We start from the raw sequence: 19,016 nt of genomic DNA, 5'->3' as shown, positions 1-19,016 counted from the left end.
ACAATGATTCTCAGGCTGGCATGGCCGCTGCAACACCTTGAATCATTCCAAACCGTTCAGGGAGCGCAGCACGATGAACACACAACTCAAGCCCACCTTGGGCACCCTGCATTTGTGGGGCATTGCCGTCGGCCTGGTGATCTCCGGGGAATATTTTGGTTGGAGCTACGGCTGGGGCGTCGCAGGAACCTTGGGCTTCCTGGTGACGTCGTTGATGGTCGCCGCGATGTACACCTGCTTTATCTTCAGTTTCACCGAGCTGACCACCGCCATTCCCCATGCAGGCGGGCCGTTTGCCTACAGCCGCCGCGCGTTTGGGGAGAAAGGCGGCTTGATTGCCGGGCTGGCGACCCTCATTGAATTCGTGTTCGCCCCGCCCGCCATCGCCCTGGCCATCGGCGCCTATCTCAACGTGCAGTTTCCGGCGCTCGACCCGAAACATGCGGCCGTCGGCGCCTACTTCGTGTTCATGGGCCTGAACATCCTCGGCGTGAAACTCGCCGCCACCTTTGAGCTGGTGGTGTGCGTACTTGCCGTGGCCGAGCTGCTGGTATTCATGGGCGTGGTCGCCCCGGCGTTCAGCTTCAGTAACTTCGCGCTGAATGGTTGGGCAGGTTCCGACACCTTTGGCGCGCCAGCGATTGCCGGGATGTTTGCGGCGATTCCCTTTGCGATCTGGTTCTTCCTCGCCATCGAAGGCGCGGCCATGGCCGCAGAAGAAGCGAAAGATCCCAAGCGCACCATTCCAAAAGCCTACATCAGCGGCATCCTGACCCTGGTGATCCTGGCCATGGGCGTGATGTTCTTCGCCGGGGGCGTGGGTGACTGGCGCACCTTATCGAACATCAACGACCCACTGCCGCAAGCGATGAAAACCGTGGTGGGCGACCACTCCGGCTGGCTGCATATGCTGGTGTGGATCGGCCTGTTCGGCCTGGTGGCGAGCTTCCACGGCATCATCCTCGGCTATTCGCGTCAGTTCTTCGCCCTGGCCCGCGCGGGTTACCTGCCATCGTTCCTCGCCAAGCTGTCGCGCTTTCAGACACCCCACCGCGCCATCCTCGCCGGTGGTGTGGTCGGCATCGCCGCGATCTACAGCGACGGTTTGATCAACCTGGGCGGCATGACGCTCACCGCCGCGATGATCACCATGGCGGTGTTCGGCGCCATCGTGATGTACATCATGAGCATGCTCAGCCTGTTCAAGCTGCGTAAGACCGAACCGCTGCTGGAGCGCACCTTCCGCGCCCCGGGCTACCCGATTGTGCCGGGCATCGCACTGGTACTGGCGGTGGTATGCCTGGTGGCCATGGCCTGGTTCAACACGTTGATCGGGTTGATCTTCCTGGGCTTCATGGCGGTAGGGTTTGCCTACTTCCAGATGACCGCGCAGCACCGTGCCGATGCACCGGCAGATGCGATGTTGACCGGGCTCTGATCTACTGGAGGCAGAACGGGCCTACACTGAACTACTGAGAAAGCCCGTTACTCAAAGCAGTTATTCCCGTGGGAAAATTCTCCCACGGCAATCTGCCTCAAGGAGAGCCTTATGCCGTGGTATGCGTGGTTGATTTTAGTGGTGGCAATCGGCTCGATCGTCGGTGGCCTGCTGATGCTGCGGGACAGCGCCAACAAGGTGGAACTCACCGACGAACAACGCAAACGCGTGGCCGAACGCAACGCCCAGGCGGATGCCAAGGACGCGCAAGACCGCTGATAGTGCCTGACAAAAACCTGTGGCGAGGGAGCTTGCTCCCGCTGGGCTGCGAAGCAGCCCCTCCCAGGCCCTACTCCCAAGCCGCCTTGGCAATATGCAACCCGTGCTGCCCCTTGTAGGCAGCACGTTCCGGCTGGCTCCAGCCGCTGAGCAACGCCTCTTCCAACCGGTAGATCTCAACACCCAGCGGACGACACACCGTCAGTGGGTCCTGGGCGTCCGGCCCCCACATCGGCAGTGACAGGTCCCCGCCCGGGCACGTCGACAGCGCGCACAGCAGATCAATCTCGGCAAAGAACTCCAGGTAATCACCCTTCTGCGCCGGGCATGCCTTCATGAAATACATGTCGTCCTGATTGAGGCCGGTGCATTGGAAAATATTCAGCACGTCATGCACGTCGAATTCCGTCAGGCCGTAGGGTAAAACCGCCCGCGTCAGGTTGGAATGGCAATGGTGATGAAAGTCCTCGCCGGTGAGCATGCGGTTCACATACGGATCGCAGCGCGTACCGAGCAGGTCATGCAGGCGCCCGCCGTGCTCATCGATGCCGTAGCTCGCCAGGCTGTCATCGGTGATGGTCACCAGGGGCCGCAGGAACGGCAGGTTCGACCACAAGCGGTCATGGGTGCTGACATGGGCGCCCTGCAACTGCCGCGTGCGTGCCGCCCACAGCCGTTCGCGCGGGTCATGAGCGTTCCACACGTTAAAGTCGCCCACCTGCGGGCCAACCGGGGTGGTCACCCGGAACACATGCCCGGCCGGCACTTTCCACGCCCTCCCCGTACGAATCGGCACCTCGAATTGTTCGATCAAGGTACGTTGGTCGACACGTTCGCGAATACGCTCATAAAACGCCGTATCAACCTGCAGCGCCGAACCTTTGCTGACCTGATATGCCGCCGGATAGTCTTTGTACATCATGGAACTCCTCGATCAGGGGTGGGTGAACAGGGCCAGCGACACACGCTCCGAGTCGTCCAGATATAAACTCAGCGCCTGCCCTGCTGCCGGTTTGTCCGCTTGGACCAATAGCGCGTATATCTCGCGGTCGCGCTCCAGCCAGGGCGACTGGAAACGCTGCTCATCGGGTGCTGCACAAAACACCAGGCGTAACTGGGCGATCACCTGGGCGAAAAACTCATCGAACAACGGGCTGCGCATCAGCCCGACAATCTGTTGGTGGAACACCAGGCTGTGGGTGGCCACGGCGCGCCAATCCTCACGCTCCCGTGCCAGGGTGGTGGCGTCGATAGCATTTTGCATGCGCTCGGATTGATCGACGGTCAATGCGCGGCTCTGGGCGATGGCCTGCAACTCAAGCGTGCGCCGGACTACAAACAAGTCGCGTACCTCTTCACGCTCCAGGCGCCGGACCATAACCCCCTTGTTTCGCACGTACCGGGTCAGGCCCTCCTGCCCCAGGCGATGCAACGCTTCGCGTATCGTGTTGCGCGATGCGTTATAAGTCTTTACCAATTCCACCTCGACCAACGCCATTCCCGGCAGCAGCCGCCCACCAATAATGTCGGCGCGAAGCTCCAGGGCGATCTGGTCGGCTAACGACAGACTGAGTGTCATCACTCCCCCACGATTGTTGAACAATCCGTTGCGTAGACGTAATCACTTTTCGTGCCAACCGCTGCGCTTCGCTGGATGTGTAATAACGTTCAACTCCGTTAAACTGCCATTTCGTTACCGAGGCAGCCCTATGCGTTACTCCCAAGACCATAAAGCCCAAACCCATCAGCGCATCATCAAGGAAGCGTCGGTACGCTTTCGCCGCGACGGCATTGGCGCCACCGGCTTGCAACCGCTGATGAAAGCGCTGAACCTGACGCATGGCGGGTTTTACGCACACTTCAAGTCGAAGAACGAACTGGTGGAAAAAGCCCTGCTCGCCTCGGCCGCAGAGCTCGATGCCCACTGCGAGATGCTGTTCAGCCAGGAACGGCCGTTGGACGCGTTCATCGACAGCTACCTGTCGGATTGGCACCAGAGCTCTCCGGATCAGGGTTGCCCTTTGCCGACCATGTGTTCCGAACTAGGGCTGCGAGGCCAGCCTAGTCCGACAACGGATGCAGTGCTCGACGCACGGCTCAAACAGATTGAAACAGCGTTGGGTGAAGGCCGTGCTGACGCTCAGGCACTGGTGATGATGTCGACACTGGTGGGCGCGCTGGTGCTGGCCAGGAGTGTCGAGAATCCGCAGTTGGCAACGCGGATCATGGACGTGGTGCGAGACACCTTGAAAACGCAGGTCCGGGAGGATGAAAAGGCCGATCAATGACCGGCCTCCTGGCTGCTTAATTGAGCGACAGCCTTTCGCGGTTCTTCTCCAGCAACGCCTTGCCGATGCCCTTCACTTCCAACAACTCATCCACTGCCGTGAACGGACCGTTGCTATCGCGGTAGGCGACGATCGCCTTGGCTTTGGCGGCCCCGATGCCAAACAAGTCACGACGCAGGGTTTCGGCGTCGGCGGCGTTCAAGTTGACCTTGGCGGATTGCTCGACCTTGGTTATTTGCGCAGTGATGGGGGTTGGCGCTTCGGGTTTGATTGAAGGGGCTGCGGTGGTAGTGACGGAGAGAGTGGTGAGGAAGGCGAAAATCAGGGAAGAAATGTAGGTGTTTTGCATGGGTGACGCTCCTTGACAACTATGAGAGAAAAGCAGCTTTCCGAAGCTGCTTTTCAAACTTAGGTGATGTTGTGGGAGAGTCAAAAATGGGAGGGTTACAAGGTGTTAGCAAACCGTCTTCCGCGAGGCATATGGCTACCACTGCCGGGTATTCCAGCGGTGATAGCCATACTCTAGAGAATCAGCGCGGCTCGCCCCGCCACTTCTTCAAAATAATGACACCTGGCGTATCCTGAGTGACCTTGAGTATTGCAGAGTTACCCGTCGCCGTTGTCTCATCAAAAACAGATGGATAGGCCTTCCGCAACGACTGAAGCCCACTGCCGACGAACACGTAATGGTTATTACCCAAGGTGCGTTTGAATGTATCTTCGGCCCAATTGCACGTTGTGGTATCACCTGGATACAACGGAGGCCCGAAGGAGAAACAGCCTCCCGCTTGCGGTGTGCGCGGGGTGAGCTCGTAACGCAAGATCCAGTATTCCAATCCAACAACTGAGGGTTTTTCAGCCTGCCAGACGACCAGGACACTCACTCGCGGGTAAGCCTCATCGACAAATGGATGTATCAGAGGTCGGACCAATTCATCGCGAGTGGGAAAATACTCAGGACCGCCCTTCCACAAATAGGGCTGAATGCTGCTGCGACCCAGCCAAGTAATGGGAGCAAGCAAGGCTAACAGCAATATCATCCCTGAAATTTTCTGCGTTCTTGAAGAAAATGGTAATGAGCCCAACCCCGCCAAGAGCAGGAAGGCTGTACCCAAGGCATATGAACCATAGTAGCGTTCAAATGAACTTAGAGCCCGCCCTTCAGAATCACTAAATCCATACAGGTAATAAAGTAACAAAAGCAGGCAATAGACAACCCCTCCCGCGCTGATCCCTAGAACCAACAGTGCATAGCTACGACGGTCTGCACTATTGGCTTGCAACACTGCAATCAGAAGCCCAACTATAAATAATGCGAGCGCTAATTTGCCTGGCGCATCCCAGTGCGTAGTCGCAACTTGCTTAATCATCTGACCGGTGCTTTTGCCCGCCCCTGCCGCGTCGGGCTCGATACCAAGCATACGATCCGAAAACCTGGCGAGAACGAAGTGTTCACGATCGGTTGTGCAACAATGAGAGGCTTGCTTGATCATCCCACTGATCGAAATACCGGCAAGTGATCGACCCAGCTCAGCGCTCTTGACGTGTGCCGACCATGAGTAACTCACTGCCACCGGCACGAGCACGCAAAGAGCTAATGCCTTCCACGTGCTTGTTCCACCGAACGATCCAACTGCCAGACGGCGAGTTCTGTACCAGTGTACAACCAGTATCAGAACAATCGCGGCGACGGCAAAACTTGCACCTGAATCCTTCGTTAATACCAAAAAACCAAACACTGGCGGGAGCGCAATCCAACGGTTTGGCTCGTTACGCTCGCCCCAATAGATCGCGAGTGTCACACCAAAAAGCGCACCCACGATTTGATCGATCAGGATAGTCGACCAGCCCTGCCCCATCAGCATGACTAAAACAAACGTTAGTGCCGCTACAAGCAATCCCTGCGTACGAAATGATGTGTTCGATGCTGCAACCGCGGGCAAACCTATGAACAGCAACAGCAGAGCATGAGAAAATATTGCTATGTTCTCGTGAAAGCCGGTAAACCGAAGAAAATAGTAGGCAACATACGCGGCGCCAGGGGGATAGTCCTGAAAGTAGAGGCGGTAGCCATGATTATTCAAATCGATAGCAGTATTCGCGAACTCCATTAACTTAATTATTGTTCCCCAATGAGAGAACATGTCCCAGCTTACAAACTGAGCATTTTTATTAACGTCAATTAGAAAAAAGATCGCCAAGCCGACGAGTGAGACATTTCGAACGATTGCAGTGGAAAAAGAAAACCCATGTTTTTTATAGTACTGCTTGCATTCCATCGCAAGCATCGCAATACCGCCAAACGTCAAACACAGGCTTGCCGGGCGTAAAAGAGAAACAAAATCAGAAAAAAACAGTACCAGCACAATTGCACTGAGCACCGTAATAGGTGCCACGCTCCATCGCACGGATGTATGCCGCGCCAATGCGAAAACATACCCTGCGATAGACGCCAAAGGCAGTAGCAAAAACCAAGACATCAGGCCCTCTCCTTCTGCCTTTCGGCGATGTTCAATACGATACTTGAGCGATGTGATAAAGCCGGGTGCAGGGCACGTTTGGGGACTGCCAGGATGTCGTAGTTAAAAAAAGCCAACAAAAACTGAATGCCTGTCAGAAGCGGCAACGCGGCAATCATTACTGAACCTGCCGTGGCGGGGGTACCCGTTTGCACAGAGGCGTACCAATGGGTCGCTCCATAGGCCAAGCCAAATACGAGCAACATCATCCCCAACACAAACTCGATAGTCGCAAGGGAGAAATCACGCAGTACATATCGATAGAAAAACCGTTTTGCGGTGTTTTTGAAGTGCTTGGCTAGGAATTCAGGGATCACCTTGCCGATCTTAAGATTGCTTTCTTCGTCCGCATAATGCGCAGACATAGGCAAATCGTGCGCGACGGCGCCTTGCAACGAGAGCCGGAATAAAATGTCTGTTTCAAAGAAATAACGCTGACTGATTTTTTCCAAGGGCAGCAGTTTTGCGACCTCACTATGAATGGCAGTGTAGCCATTGGTCGGGTCGAATAAATGCCAGTATCCCGTGGAGAGTTTGGTAAGAAACGAAAGTACCGCATTGCCGAACAGCCGGATAAACGGCATGCCGTTCAACGACTCGGGATCAAAAAAACGATTGCCCTTTACATAATCCGCTTGTCCCGCGATGATCGGCGAGACAAAACTCAAAATCAACGCAGGGTCCATTTGACCATCACCGTCGATTTTGACCAATATGTCGCAACCGTCAGCAATCGCGGCAGAATAGCCCGCCATCACCGCACCACCAACACCTAGATTTACTGAGTTGAATACAACATGGACACGCGGATCGGCACACTCACGCTTTACATAATCGCCGGTACTTTCTGGACATTTATCATCAACGACATAGATCGCAGAGACCTCCCCGCCAATTCGACCAACGACATCCAAAATGAATTTCTTTGTTTTATAACAAGGAATAACAACTGCAATGCGAACCGATGAAGGTATCTTCTCTAACATAAGTAACCCAAACCTGTGAGTATGCCAATTTTAATTGAAATCACTTAAATCATGAAATGTTTTGCCGAACGAAGGAATTCAATGAAACACCTGCCACAATCAACACCGCCGACGCCACGTTAACCCAATCAAATTTTTCAGAAAAAAACACCGCACTGGCGATAGGCACCAATAAGAACGTAATAGACAAAAAAGGATATGCTTGAGATAACGGGATATGCCTCAACACATAAATCCAGACCAGTGAAGAAAGACCATATACAGCAAATGCAGTGACCAACCACGACAGGGTCCGAATATTAAACAGACCGCCCATCTCATTCCAGGAAAGACTCGCAACCTTCATTAGCACTTGACCTGAAGCCACGGCAAAAGCACAGCCAATACAAATAAACACATTAGAAAGATTCATTTTTTACATACCAACGAAGAATGTCGAACATTAAAATCGACTAGCCAAGCACTTCACACTGAAGCTTTTTTGGATAGCGTGAAAAGACCCATAATAACTAATTGCATGGCACGCTGCCATCACCCATTTAAACCAAGCAGCAAAAACAGCAGTCCGGTCAACGGAGTTTATTCAACGACGCTGGGCACATCAGGACACCCCTACACTATTTCTCTCGATCAGGGCTCAAACCGACGCTGCAGATACATCCAATCGACAATTTCCCCGTCCGGCGAATAGCCGCTGACGGTGTCACGCAACAATTGCCGAACGCGGCTGTAGTCGTCCCTGTCAACCGCTGCCAGCAGTTCCGAAAGTTTCCCCTTCAGAACCTCCCATGACAGATAATCTTCATTCGCACTCATAATCATCGAGTGCGGAGTCGCCACCACATTGTCGCCTATCAGCAGCTCTTCGTAGAGCTTTTCACCCGGGCGCAAACCGGTGAACTCAATCGCAATATCGCCATGGGGGTTTTGCTCGGACCTGATACTCAGCCCCGACAAATGCACCATTTTTTCGGCGAGCTCGACAATTTTTACCGGCTCGCCCATATCGAGCACAAACACATCGCCGCCCAACCCCATGGAGCCTGCCTGAATCACCAATTGCGCAGCTTCAGGAATCGTCATGAAATAACGGGTGATCTTGGGATGGGTGACCGTCAGCGGCCCGCCGGATTTGATTTGCTTGTGAAACAGCGGGATTACCGATCCCGATGAGCCCAATACATTGCCAAATCGAACCATAGTGAAGCGGGTCTTGTTCACTCGCGAGACATTGGCTTTATCACCGAACAAAACGGGCGCCAGTTCGCGACTGAGTGCCTGCAGGGTCATTTCCGCCAAGCGCTTCGTGCTGCCCATCACATTGGTTGGGCGAACAGCTTTATCGGTAGAAATCAGTACGAAATTTGAAACGCCAGCCTGGAGTGCTGATTGCGCTGTATTCAAAGTACCGATCACATTGTTCAACACGCCCTCAGCAATATTGTGCTCGACCATGGGGACATGCTTGTAGGCCGCAGCATGGTAAACCGTGTCTACTCGCCAGGCCTTCATCACTTCCAGTAGCTTGTCTTGATTGCGCACGGACCCCAGGATGGGGAGAAGCCGAACAGGCAGCGACTCACGCGTCACGCGTTGTTCCAGCTCACTTAAAATAGTGTAAAGATTGAACTCGCTGTGGTCGAACAGCAGCAAAGTCGTCGGCTGCAGGGCAAGAATCTGACGGCAAAGCTCCGAACCGATGGACCCGCCTGCTCCGGTAACCAAAACGCTCTGGCCCTTGACGCAACGCTCAAGCAATTCACTTTGGGCGGGTACTGAATCACGCCCTAGCAAGTCGGCGATATCGACTTCCTGGATATCATCAACCTTGACACGGCCGCTGGCCAGATCCATGAACCCGGGGACGCTTCGCACATGCAGAGGAAAACCCTCGAGAAAGCCAAGGATCTCACGACGCCGTCCACGGTTGGATGATGGAATCGCGAGCAGGATCTCCTGGGCCCCGGTTGCATCAATCATGCGTTGTATATTTTTTGGCTTGTAGACCTGAAGCCCGGAAATCACTCGGTCAGAAATAGACAGGTCGTCATCGATAAAAGCAACGGGACGCATGACACGGCCCATGCGCAGCGCCGCTACCAGTTGATTACCAGCAGCGCCAGCACCGTAGATGGCCACCTTGGTCAAGCCGTCGTCACGGCGAGTGAATGGAACGTGCTGCGCAGCAGTGAACCAGTCGCCCAAAAAATACTGACGCATTGCCAAGCGCAACCCGCCAATCGTGATCAGGCTGAGCCACCAATAGTTGAAAATGATAGAACGGGGAACAACATTCTGGTGATTGCTGTACCAGTAGACAACCAATGCCAGCACCAATGCAGAAAGAGTCACCGCCTTGACAATCGCTATCAAGGCATCGTTACCGAAGTAGCGCATGACCGCGCGATACATGCCGAAGCGAATGAACAGTGGAATTGCAATAACTGGGGCGACGGCGAACAGCCACAAGTGCAGCTTGACCGGGTTGATCATTTCGTCGACGCCAAGGCGTACGACAAATGCGGCCCAAAGAGCAAACCACACCAGAAAAACATCCGCCATCACCTGTATGACCCGCTTGTATCGGCGTGGCAATCCCAGCAGTAGCGCGCGCATCCTATCCACATCAACCTCCCACGTCGCAGGGTTCAACTACACATACGAGCCCATGCACTAAACACAATTCTATCGACACATTGCACAAACAACGCCTGCTTGAGCGACTGCTCAAGCTGCTCTTTCCTTTTCACCCGCATGAAACTTGAAAGCCAGGAATACCAACGGCAAGTAGGCGACAGCGACTGCCAAAAACCCTTCAATATCGAACAGGACTGAACACACTGCGATGGGGAACAGCCAGATCATGTTGATGGCAAGTACTGCCAACGTAACGGGCCGATGACGACCAAAACGCCGCGAAGCAAATTGATAGGCATGACTGCGGTGCGCTTCGTAAACCTTGTCGCCTCGAATCAGCCGTCTGATCAGAGTGAACGTAGCGTCCACAATAAACACTCCGAGCATAACAAGCCAAGCCCAGAGTAGCTGCGATGAAACCCACCCCGCCTGAAGTGAAAGCACGCCGAGGGTTACACCGATGAAACCACTGCCCGCATCGCCCATGAAAATACGTGCAGGTGGAAAGTTCCAGAACAAGAAACCCAGTACTGCCATCGATAGGACCAACGGCAGCCAGACCAATTGCTCTGCTCCGGCCAGCCAGTAGATAGCGCACATGCCCAGGCACACACAAAGCGCTTCAACACTGGCGATTCCGTCAATCCCGTCCATGAAGTTATAGAGGTTCAGCAACCAGACCAAATACAGGACGGCAATAACGTGCCCGAACCAGCCCAGCTCAACGGAGTGGCCAAAAAACACCACAGGAGGTAGGCCACCGATAAAAAGCAGCGCCCAGATTGCACCGGAGAAATGCCCCAGCAAGCGCCACCTGGCAGCAATATGCCCGTGGTCATCCATGAATCCCAGTACCGCAACCCCGGCGCCTGCCCCTAGCAGCGCCCACGCCCAAGCCCAGGAAACAAGCCCCGCCAGTGCAAGCGCGGGGACTGCCAACAGAAAGCAGAGAACAATGGAAACCCCTCCCCCCCTGGGCGTCGGGATCGTGTGAGAACTGCGCGCATTGGGCGTATCAATCAGGCTCGCAGCGAGCGCATAACGACGCAACAACCACGTCAACAACAGCGAAGCGCCTGCCAATACCGGCAGAATCCAAAAAAAGTTCATAGCTTGCTCGGGTTCAGATAATGCTTGGCCGTCGCTGCAAGTGCAGTGTTGACACTTACTGGCGGAGTCCAGCCCAACAAAGTGCGTGTCTTTGTGATATCGACTTGAAGTGACCCACACAGCCGTTGGGAGAGCTCGGGCTTCCCTATCAGCAATGCACCAAGCCTCAGCACCCAGACTGGCACAGGAAGAAGGCGCGCCTGTGCGTTCAACGCTTCAGCCATTCGGCGCAACAGTGCCGTGGTGGAGAGGTCTTCGCCATCACTGACCAGAAATACCTGATTGGAAGCAGCGGGATGATCTACGCAGGTTACGATCAGGTCGCAAAGATTATCCAACGCTACCAGACTGCGCTTGTTGTGGATCGCCCCCAAGGGCAAAGGAACGCCCCTCGACAACCAGGTCATCAAACTTAAAAAGTTGGCTTTGACACCCGGCCCATAGACAAGTACGGGGCGGATGATGACCACGTCCATATCGACGGTCTCGGCAAGCGCCAAAAGGCCAGCTTCCGCTTCCAGCTTGGAGATACCGTAAGGATCAGTGGGCTGAGGGATGTCATCAGCCGTATAAGGCGCACCCGGCAACGTTTGCTCGCCGTTGACCTTGATCGAGCTGACAAAGATGAATCTGCGAACGCCTGCGGCCGCCGATTCACGAGCCAATCTCAACGTTGCCTCAACATTCGCCTTGCGAAACTCGGCCAATGGATTTGCCGATTTGTCGAGCATCACATGGACCCGGGCGGCGCAATGCACAACGGTGTCAACCCCCGCCAAGGCTGGTACCCAGGAGTCTTGCGGATTTTCGACATCCACGAGATGCGTCCTGACAGTCGCTGACAACACGCTGGAGGGGCGACGTATCGAACCGGCCACGGTGTAACCATCCGCCTGTAGGCGGCCGATAAGATTGCGCCCCAGGAACCCTGAAGCGCCGGTAACCAGTATAGATTTCATCAGCGTTTCGAACCTGTCGGTTTCAGAAACTCCAACAACTTGAAAGGTATCTTACTCAAGATCATCAACAAGTTGGTATAGATGCCATTTCTCCGGCATGCCTGAACAATTTCCTTATTAAGGCGCAAACTGCTTTTGAATCCGGCAGTACTGACACCTCCCGAACGCATACGGACGAGCACTTTGTCGAGGTGGGTATAAGCCAGGCGCTTAATGAGTAGCAGCCGAACAAACATTTCATAGTCGGCAGAGATTTTATACAACAGGGAGTAGTCACCCACAGCCCTGTAGGCAGCGGCCTTGACGAAGGTCCCTGGGTGCGGTGGCATCCAGCCAAACCGCAGCTTCCATGCCTTGAAATGAGCAGCGGCATACAACCGGGTTACGCGCTGAAGATTATCGGGCGAGACAAAAACAATATCGCCAAACACCAGTGAGCTTTGCGGGTTAGCATTAAACGCGGCCACCACCCACTCAATCGATTGATCGCTTTCGTAGAAGTCATCGGAGTTCAAAATACCGATCACATCACCCGTCGCCAGCGCGATGCCTTTGTTCATCGCATCATAAATGCCCTTGTCGGGCTCGCTCACGACCTTGGCAATAGAGGTTGAATACTCTTGAACAATGCTCATGGTATTGTCGCGGGAGGCACCATCAACAATGATGTATTCAATATCTGAATACGTTTGCGCCAGGACCGATTCAATAGTATCCCTGATTGTCTTACCACTATTGTAAGAAACCGTAATAATAGAAACTTTCAAAAAATCAATCCTTCACTCGACCGTAAATATCTTCGAACCGAACAATGTCGTCTTCGCCTAGATAGGATCCTGACTGAACCTCTATCAATTCAAGAGGAATCATCCCGGGATTTTCCAATGCGTGAACATGTCCGATCGGGATATATGTCGATTGATTTTCAGTAACCAGATAAGTCTTATCGCCGTTGGTAACACGAGCAGTACCACTCACGACAATCCAGTGCTCCGCCCGGTGGTGATGCATCTGCACCGATAGTTTCTCGCCAGGTTTTACTGTGATCCTTTTGACCTGGTACCGCTCACCACTGTCGATACAATCGTAGACCCCCCAAGGGCGATAGACCTCGCGGTGGTTTGCATGTTCATAACGCCCGGCGGCTTTGAGCCTGTCGACGATCATCTTGACGTCTTGCACTTGATCCTTGTGCGCCACTAAAACCGCGTCCTTGGTTTCAACGATAATCAGGTCCTCAATCCCCAGCGTCGCCACCAGGCGATGAGTCGCGTGAACATAGCTATCGGTGGTCCGTTCGGCCAGCACATCGCCCCGGAAGAGATTACCTTCGGCATTCTTCACACCGGCGTCCCACAGGGCGGACCAGGAGCCGATATCACTCCAACCTGCACTCAAGGGAACCATGACGGCATCGTTTGTCTTTTCCATCACCGCATAATCAATGGAAACGTCAGGGCAAGTCGCAAACGTGTCGGCGTCGACGCGAGTGAAATACATATCCTGCTGCCCTTTGGCCAGGGACTCACGGCATGCAGACAATATTTTCGGCTGAAACTGTTCGAGCTCCTCAAGATAACGGCTGGCACGGAACATAAACATGCCGCTGTTCCAATAATACCCTCCCGTAGCCAAGTACTTCTCAGCCGTTTTCAAGTCCGGTTTTTCAACGAATCGGTCAACCTTGAAACCGCCTTCCCCAACAGACGTTCCACGGCAGAGGTAGCCATATCCTGTTTCCGGATGAGTCGGAACCACGCCGAAAGTAACCAGCTTGCCCGCTTCGGCAAGTGCCAACGCAGAACGAACACTGGCGTGGAATGCCCCCACATCCTGAATCAAGTGATCCGCAGCGAGAACCAACAGCACAGGATCATCGCCTGATGACAACGCCTGCAACGCAGCCAGAGCAATAGCGGGTGCGGTATTGCGCCCAAGCGGCTCAAGTATGATCTTCGCCTCTTCAACGCCCGACTGGCGAAGCTGCTCAGCCGCCAAGAAACGATGGTGCTCGTTGCAAATCAATCGCGCAGGCAAATGTTCCAGCCCATCGAGTCGATTGATGGTCGCCTGCAGCATCGTCATCCCCGCCTCTACAAGCGGCAAAAACTGCTTAGGATTCAGCTGACGAGACAGGGGCCACAGGCGAGTACCTGAACCACCCGCAATGATTACCGGAAGAAACATTCAAATCATCCTTTGACTCTATTCGAACGGCACAAACAGTTACTCCCAGGGTGCAATGACACCCCGGAGACGCTGCCAACCAATCCATATCTATCGCAAGCCGCCAATCATACGCTCCCTACATGATCCCTGGCGACGTAATAGCACCGCAACGCCAGAACCCAAGGCATCACTGTTCGTCGCAGGAACGACGGCAGGAACGACGGCAGGAACATCCTGCCGAGCAGGCACTGGGAAACATCAGTCTCGGACACTCAGGCGGTTGTCAACAAACCACCGGTAGGCATCACTGAGCCCCTTCTCAAGACTGATGCTGGCCTCCCACCCTAGCGAACGCAGGCGCGAGACATCCATCAACTTGCGCAGAGTGCCATCTGGCTTACTCGCGTCAAATCGCAGAGAGCCTTGATAACCTGTGACCTTGGCAATCGTTTCAGCCAGCTCGCGAATCGAACAGTCAACGCCAGTGCCCACGTTGATATGCGACAACATGGGTTGCGTATTGGCCTGATAGTTAAGGGCGTCAAGCTCCATCACATGCACACTCGCCGCGGCCATATCATCGACATGCAAGAACTCCCGCATAGGGTTGCCACTGCCCCAGATAACAACCTCCTCTAGCTGCTGGGCAACCGCATCGTGAAACCTGCGTAACAACGCAGGGATGACATGGCTATTGTCCGGGTGATAGTTGTCGTTAGGCCCGTACAAATTGGTGGGCATGACACTGCGGTAATCACGATCGTGTTGGCGATTATAACTTTCGCACAACTTGATGCCCGCAATCTTAGCGATTGCATAAGGTTCGTTGGTGGGTTCAAGAGTCCCCGTCAACAACGCATCTTCCACCATCGGCTGCGACGCGTGTTTGGGATAGATACAGGAAGACCCCAGAAACAACAGTTTCTGCACATTCGCGCGATGAGCAGCCTCAATTACATTGGCCTGGATCATCAGGTTGTCGTAGATGAAATCGGCAGGATAAACGTTATTGGCGTGGATACCGCCCACCTTAGCCGCGGCGAGGTAAACCTGATCAATCTCGTGCGACTGAAAGTAGGCCCTGACAGCCGATTGATCAATCAGGTCAAGATCTTCACGCCCCAAAGTCAGGACGTTTGTGTAACCCAAACCGGACAACCGCCGCACGATGGCAGAGCCAACCATTCCACGATGACCAACAACCAGTACGCGTGCATCCAAATTGCGCGCCATTGATCAGTTCTCCGTCGCGACGGGAATGTCATGCCCGTGTTGCTTCAACAGCGCGTGGCGCTGGGCAACCTTGAGGTCCTCACGGACCATTTCCGCACACATTTCCTGAACGGTGATCTCGGGGGTCCAACCCAACTTGGTTTTGGCCTTCGTCGGATCACCCAGCAGGGTCTCTACTTCCGCCGGGCGGAAATAACGCGGGTCAACCCGAACGATGATATCGCCTACCTTCAACGCCGGTGCAAGATCCCCTTGGATCGCATCGACAACAGCAATCTCTTCCACGCCGCTGTTTTCAAAACGCAGGGAAACGCCAAGCTCGGCAGCCGACCAACGAATGAACTCACGCACCGAATACTGCACGCCTGTTGCGATGACAAAGTCTTCAGGTTGGTCTTGCTGAAGCATCATCCATTGCATACGCACGTAATCTTTGGCATGGCCCCAGTCACGCAAGGCGTCCAGGTTCCCCAAAAACACACATTGCTCCAGGCCTTGGGAAATATTGGCCAGCGCTCGCGTGATCTTTCGCGTCACGAATGTTTCACCACGGCGTGGCGACTCATGATTAAACAAGATGCCATTACACGCGTACATGCCATACGCCTCACGGTAGTTTACCGTTATCCAGTAGGCGTACAGTTTGGCAACGGCATAGGGCGAACGCGGGTAGAACGGTGTCGTTTCTTTCTGAGGTGTCTCTTGTACAAGGCCATACAGCTCAGAGGTAGATGCCTGGTAGAAACGAGTTTTTTTCTCCAGGCCCAACAAACGAATGGCCTCCAGGATACGTAGCGTACCCATCGCATCCACGTCAGCCGTGTACTCAGGCGATTCGAAACTCACAGCCACGTGCGATTGTGCGCCCAGGTTGTAAACCTCATCCGGCTGAACTTCCTTGATAATACGAGTCAAGTTCGAGGAATCGGTGAGATCACCGTAATGCAGGACAAAATTGCGATTATCTACGTGTGGGTCCTGATAAATATGGTCTACACGCTGTGTATTGAAAGAAGAGGCACGGCGTTTGATTCCATGCACTTCATAACCTTTACTGAGCAAGAGTTCGGCGAGATAGGAGCCATCCTGACCTGTCACACCCGTTATTAGCGCTTTTTTAATGCTCATTTAGTCACCTTGGAATAAATAGTATTTAGAAGATCTGAATAGTCAACATAATTGCTGCGGGTGTCTCTTGGCTCGCAAGATTTGCCGTTATGCAGCTGTTCGCGGATGATCGCCATGAGGCCCGAAAAATCGTTGGGCGCGTAAAATCTGACACTGCCTCTAAACCCCGCAAGAATACCATCTTCGTCGAGATTATTTGGATGCCCCGGCAAGATCACCTGCCCTCCCGAATAGAGCGCCTCGTACACGGTACGACCGGTACAGAAAAAAGGCTCCCCTCTTATCAAAAAGTCGACACGTCCAAAAAATCCGGTTTCCTGCAGGTTCTTGACTTCACCCAGATAAACAATTCTGCCTTGACTCGAGCCGACCAGTGAAGCGATCTCCTCTAAGCATGACGGCGCTCCGCCACCCACAATTACGAGTACAGCGGCATCTGATTCCAACTCGCTAAATGCGCGACAGATCTCGAGAACGCCTTTGCCATTTTCGATTCGGCCCGCCATCGCGAAAACTTGCTTTTCAGGATCGACAACCAACCCTGCCGCCCCGCCGGCGACCTCTACGGAACCCTTGAAGGGATTCTGGACGATATCAAAGTCCTTCGGCGCCCCCACAGCACTAAAGAAACGAAGCTGGACGGCCTTATCAATGAAAACAAAATGATCGCACGTCAAAATAAGAAATTTTTGCCATGCGGAAAGCGAGGGCTTCAACATTTCCCTGACGTGCGAAACAATCGAGACCTTCCTGAAGAGCCGGTAAAATCTCAACAACAGCAAAAAGTCGGATAACACCAAGCTATTCAAGTGGACAATATCAGGAGAGGTTCTGAAAAGCTGATACAGAACCCACGGTGACGTAAACCAAAATGCCACTCGCGAGAAAAGCGACAACCCCCATACGCGGAACAGAGAATGGGTCGCATCGTTATTGTAGGTAACGGGACTAAATATCCTCTTGACCTCGACGCCGCTGTCAACCGACTCCGCTCGCTTGTGCACAGGGGACAATAACGTCAGGCGGTGAGCGCCGAGCAGGCGCATATGTTGGCGCAAACTGGACCCGGCGCCATAAATAGAATCAGGTGAAACATGGCTCACCAACATGACCTTCATGTGCTTGCTATCCATATATTCTTAACACACTTATTATGAAAACCCATCATGAGCGAACCGTCTCGCTCAAACCGGGATTTATATCTGAGCCCGCCTTCACAGCCCTGGCATTGACCAAGCACAGCAAAAAATATACCGGATAAAAATACCGTGGGGCATAAATAGGGCTGAGCACGAAGATCACGCAATACACGACTGCGATAAACACAAAGTCATCCGACATTCGCAAGCGGCGCTTAACTAGCGTGTACAAAAACAGCAAAAACGCAACGACACAGTGCAGCGTCACCATCACGCGATTGTAAAACAAGCCTGCGTCAGGATTGAAGGTATCGCCTAATTTGAAGACCATGCCGTACATTGCCTGCAAGGCTTTTGGAACAAACACCAAGAAATAGCCACCGCTCTGCTGCAGGCTATTAAAAAGGGAATACAAGCCGCTTCCGCCCCCTGAAAGGGATCCATCGCCGGCAATTTCATTGACCCGTTCAAAATATCCAGACACCATCGGATAGATGCACGAAACAAATACCAGGACCAGAAATATGTATATATACCTACTTCGCCTTAGCGGGTTGAGCCCTGACAACGAAATATAAACAGCCACCACAAACAAAGAAAGTTGCCACCTAACCAAAACCGAACACAACAACGCGAACAACAAATAAGCAGCGTTCCTGCGGACAGACCACGCCACCACAAGCGCAACAGACAAAATCGACAAGATCTCTTTATTCACCGACTGCAAACTTGAAAATGTAAGCGGGCTCAAAAAAAACAAAAGCAAAAAAGTCGACGCATTCAATTCAAGGCGCGCCCTGACGATCCATACGACCAGGAACAAGACAAACAAGTTAAAAAAGAGCACCCACTCTCGACTGCCACTGAACAGATCAAGAATAAGTATCGGACCTAGAAAGTTCGCGTTAAATGTCACAAGATCAGAAAGCGAATTCAGGTTCAGATCCCGATAGATACGCTCATACGACAGTGAGTCTGCATAAAATTGAAAGTCGATGTCTCCGGCGAGCGCATGGCGGCCGACAAAAATATAAAAAACAACTGAGGACAGTGAAAAAAAAGCCAGCAACAATGTCGACTTTCGGACTAGAACACTCATAAAAACTCCTTTCGCGACCTAGAAACGCGGCC

At 53.4% G+C, this 19,016-nt stretch carries 18 protein-coding genes; 3 read left to right on the top strand and 15 right to left on the bottom strand.

Translation table 11 applies throughout. The features are described 5' to 3' along the window. Positions 1-73: 73 nt before the first annotated feature. Complete coding sequence (eat, locus tag DBR46_RS23485) at positions 74-1,438, top strand: ethanolamine permease (protein WP_124528130.1); 1,365 nt, start codon at positions 74-76, stop codon at positions 1,436-1,438. A gap of 111 nt (positions 1,439-1,549) precedes the next feature. After that, a complete protein-coding gene (locus tag DBR46_RS23480; RefSeq protein ID WP_008437727.1) occupies positions 1,550-1,717 on the top strand; it encodes a DUF2897 family protein in 168 nt (55 codons plus the stop codon). A 70-nt stretch (positions 1,718-1,787) separates the two neighbouring features. Here the strand turns inward: DBR46_RS23480 and DBR46_RS23475 are convergent, their stop codons facing one another. Together DBR46_RS23475 and DBR46_RS23470 are read right to left on the bottom strand one after the other, a co-directional pair. Continuing rightward, a complete protein-coding gene (locus DBR46_RS23475) occupies positions 1,788-2,636 on the bottom strand; it encodes a DUF1989 domain-containing protein (protein ID WP_124528129.1) in 849 nt (282 codons plus the stop codon). Positions 2,637-2,651: 15 nt separating this feature from the next. Then, positions 2,652-3,296, bottom strand: a complete 645-nt coding sequence (locus tag DBR46_RS23470) for a GntR family transcriptional regulator (RefSeq protein WP_124528128.1) — start codon at positions 3,294-3,296, stop codon at positions 2,652-2,654. Between the two features lie 130 nt (positions 3,297-3,426). Here DBR46_RS23470 and DBR46_RS23465 point away from each other — a divergent pair, with 130 nt between their 5' ends. Then, the gene (locus tag DBR46_RS23465; RefSeq protein ID WP_124528127.1) at positions 3,427-4,005 is read left to right on the top strand and encodes a TetR/AcrR family transcriptional regulator; all 579 of its coding nucleotides are present in this window, start codon (positions 3,427-3,429) and stop codon (positions 4,003-4,005) included. 16 nt (positions 4,006-4,021) lie between these two features. Here DBR46_RS23465 and DBR46_RS23460 read toward each other — a convergent pair whose 3' ends face one another. From DBR46_RS23460 to DBR46_RS23400, 13 genes are all read right to left on the bottom strand, one after another. Further along, positions 4,022-4,354, bottom strand: coding sequence for a ComEA family DNA-binding protein (locus DBR46_RS23460; RefSeq protein ID WP_124528126.1), 333 nt, complete (start codon positions 4,352-4,354; stop codon positions 4,022-4,024). 181 nt (positions 4,355-4,535) lie between these two features. Then, positions 4,536-6,485 carry a hypothetical protein gene (locus DBR46_RS23455; protein ID WP_124528125.1) on the bottom strand — a complete coding sequence of 650 codons (1,950 nt, stop codon included), beginning with the start codon at positions 6,483-6,485 and terminating at the stop codon, positions 4,536-4,538. Continuing rightward, entirely contained in the window at positions 6,485-7,510 is a 1,026-nt protein-coding gene (locus tag DBR46_RS23450; RefSeq protein WP_124528124.1) for a glycosyltransferase family 2 protein, read from the bottom strand. The genes DBR46_RS23455 and DBR46_RS23450 overlap by 1 nt, the downstream gene beginning before the upstream one ends. Before the next feature lie 49 nt (positions 7,511-7,559). Further along, on the bottom strand, positions 7,560-7,922 hold the full coding sequence (locus DBR46_RS23445; RefSeq protein ID WP_124528123.1) for an EamA family transporter: 363 nt from the start codon (positions 7,920-7,922) through the stop codon (positions 7,560-7,562). A gap of 218 nt (positions 7,923-8,140) precedes the next feature. Beyond that, positions 8,141-10,126 carry a nucleoside-diphosphate sugar epimerase/dehydratase gene (locus DBR46_RS23440; RefSeq protein WP_177414116.1) on the bottom strand — a complete coding sequence of 662 codons (1,986 nt, stop codon included), beginning with the start codon at positions 10,124-10,126 and terminating at the stop codon, positions 8,141-8,143. 111 nt (positions 10,127-10,237) lie between these two features. After that, the gene (locus DBR46_RS23435) at positions 10,238-11,257 is read right to left on the bottom strand and encodes a glycosyltransferase family 4 protein (protein WP_124528121.1); all 1,020 of its coding nucleotides are present in this window, start codon (positions 11,255-11,257) and stop codon (positions 10,238-10,240) included. Further along, a complete protein-coding gene (locus tag DBR46_RS23430) occupies positions 11,254-12,219 on the bottom strand; it encodes an SDR family oxidoreductase (protein WP_124528120.1) in 966 nt (321 codons plus the stop codon). Before DBR46_RS23430 ends, DBR46_RS23435 begins: the two co-directional genes overlap by 4 nt. Continuing rightward, positions 12,216-12,983, bottom strand: a complete 768-nt coding sequence (locus DBR46_RS23425) for a glycosyltransferase family 2 protein (protein WP_124528119.1) — start codon at positions 12,981-12,983, stop codon at positions 12,216-12,218. Before DBR46_RS23425 ends, DBR46_RS23430 begins: the two co-directional genes overlap by 4 nt. Before the next feature lie 4 nt (positions 12,984-12,987). Further along, positions 12,988-14,403, bottom strand: coding sequence for a mannose-1-phosphate guanylyltransferase/mannose-6-phosphate isomerase (locus DBR46_RS23420; RefSeq protein WP_124528118.1), 1,416 nt, complete (start codon positions 14,401-14,403; stop codon positions 12,988-12,990). A 240-nt stretch (positions 14,404-14,643) separates the two neighbouring features. Then, the gene (locus DBR46_RS23415; protein ID WP_124528117.1) at positions 14,644-15,618 is read right to left on the bottom strand and encodes a GDP-L-fucose synthase; all 975 of its coding nucleotides are present in this window, start codon (positions 15,616-15,618) and stop codon (positions 14,644-14,646) included. A 3-nt stretch (positions 15,619-15,621) separates the two neighbouring features. Further along, a complete protein-coding gene (gene gmd, locus DBR46_RS23410) occupies positions 15,622-16,746 on the bottom strand; it encodes a GDP-mannose 4,6-dehydratase (RefSeq protein ID WP_124528116.1) in 1,125 nt (374 codons plus the stop codon). Then, positions 16,743-17,864 (bottom strand): glycosyltransferase family 4 protein, encoded by a 1,122-nt coding sequence (locus tag DBR46_RS23405; protein ID WP_124528115.1) that lies wholly within the window; start codon positions 17,862-17,864, stop codon positions 16,743-16,745. Before DBR46_RS23405 ends, gmd begins: the two co-directional genes overlap by 4 nt. A gap of 46 nt (positions 17,865-17,910) precedes the next feature. Further along, on the bottom strand, positions 17,911-18,984 hold the full coding sequence (locus DBR46_RS23400) for a hypothetical protein (protein WP_124528114.1): 1,074 nt from the start codon (positions 18,982-18,984) through the stop codon (positions 17,911-17,913). Positions 18,985-19,016: the final 32 nt, after the last annotated feature.

The sequence above is a fragment of the Pseudomonas sp. KBW05 genome, assembly GCF_003852405.1.
Classification (GTDB): domain Bacteria; phylum Pseudomonadota; class Gammaproteobacteria; order Pseudomonadales; family Pseudomonadaceae; genus Aquipseudomonas.
The sequence above is the reverse complement of the archived record's forward strand: the minus strand, read 5'-3'. Positions and strand labels throughout refer to the sequence as shown.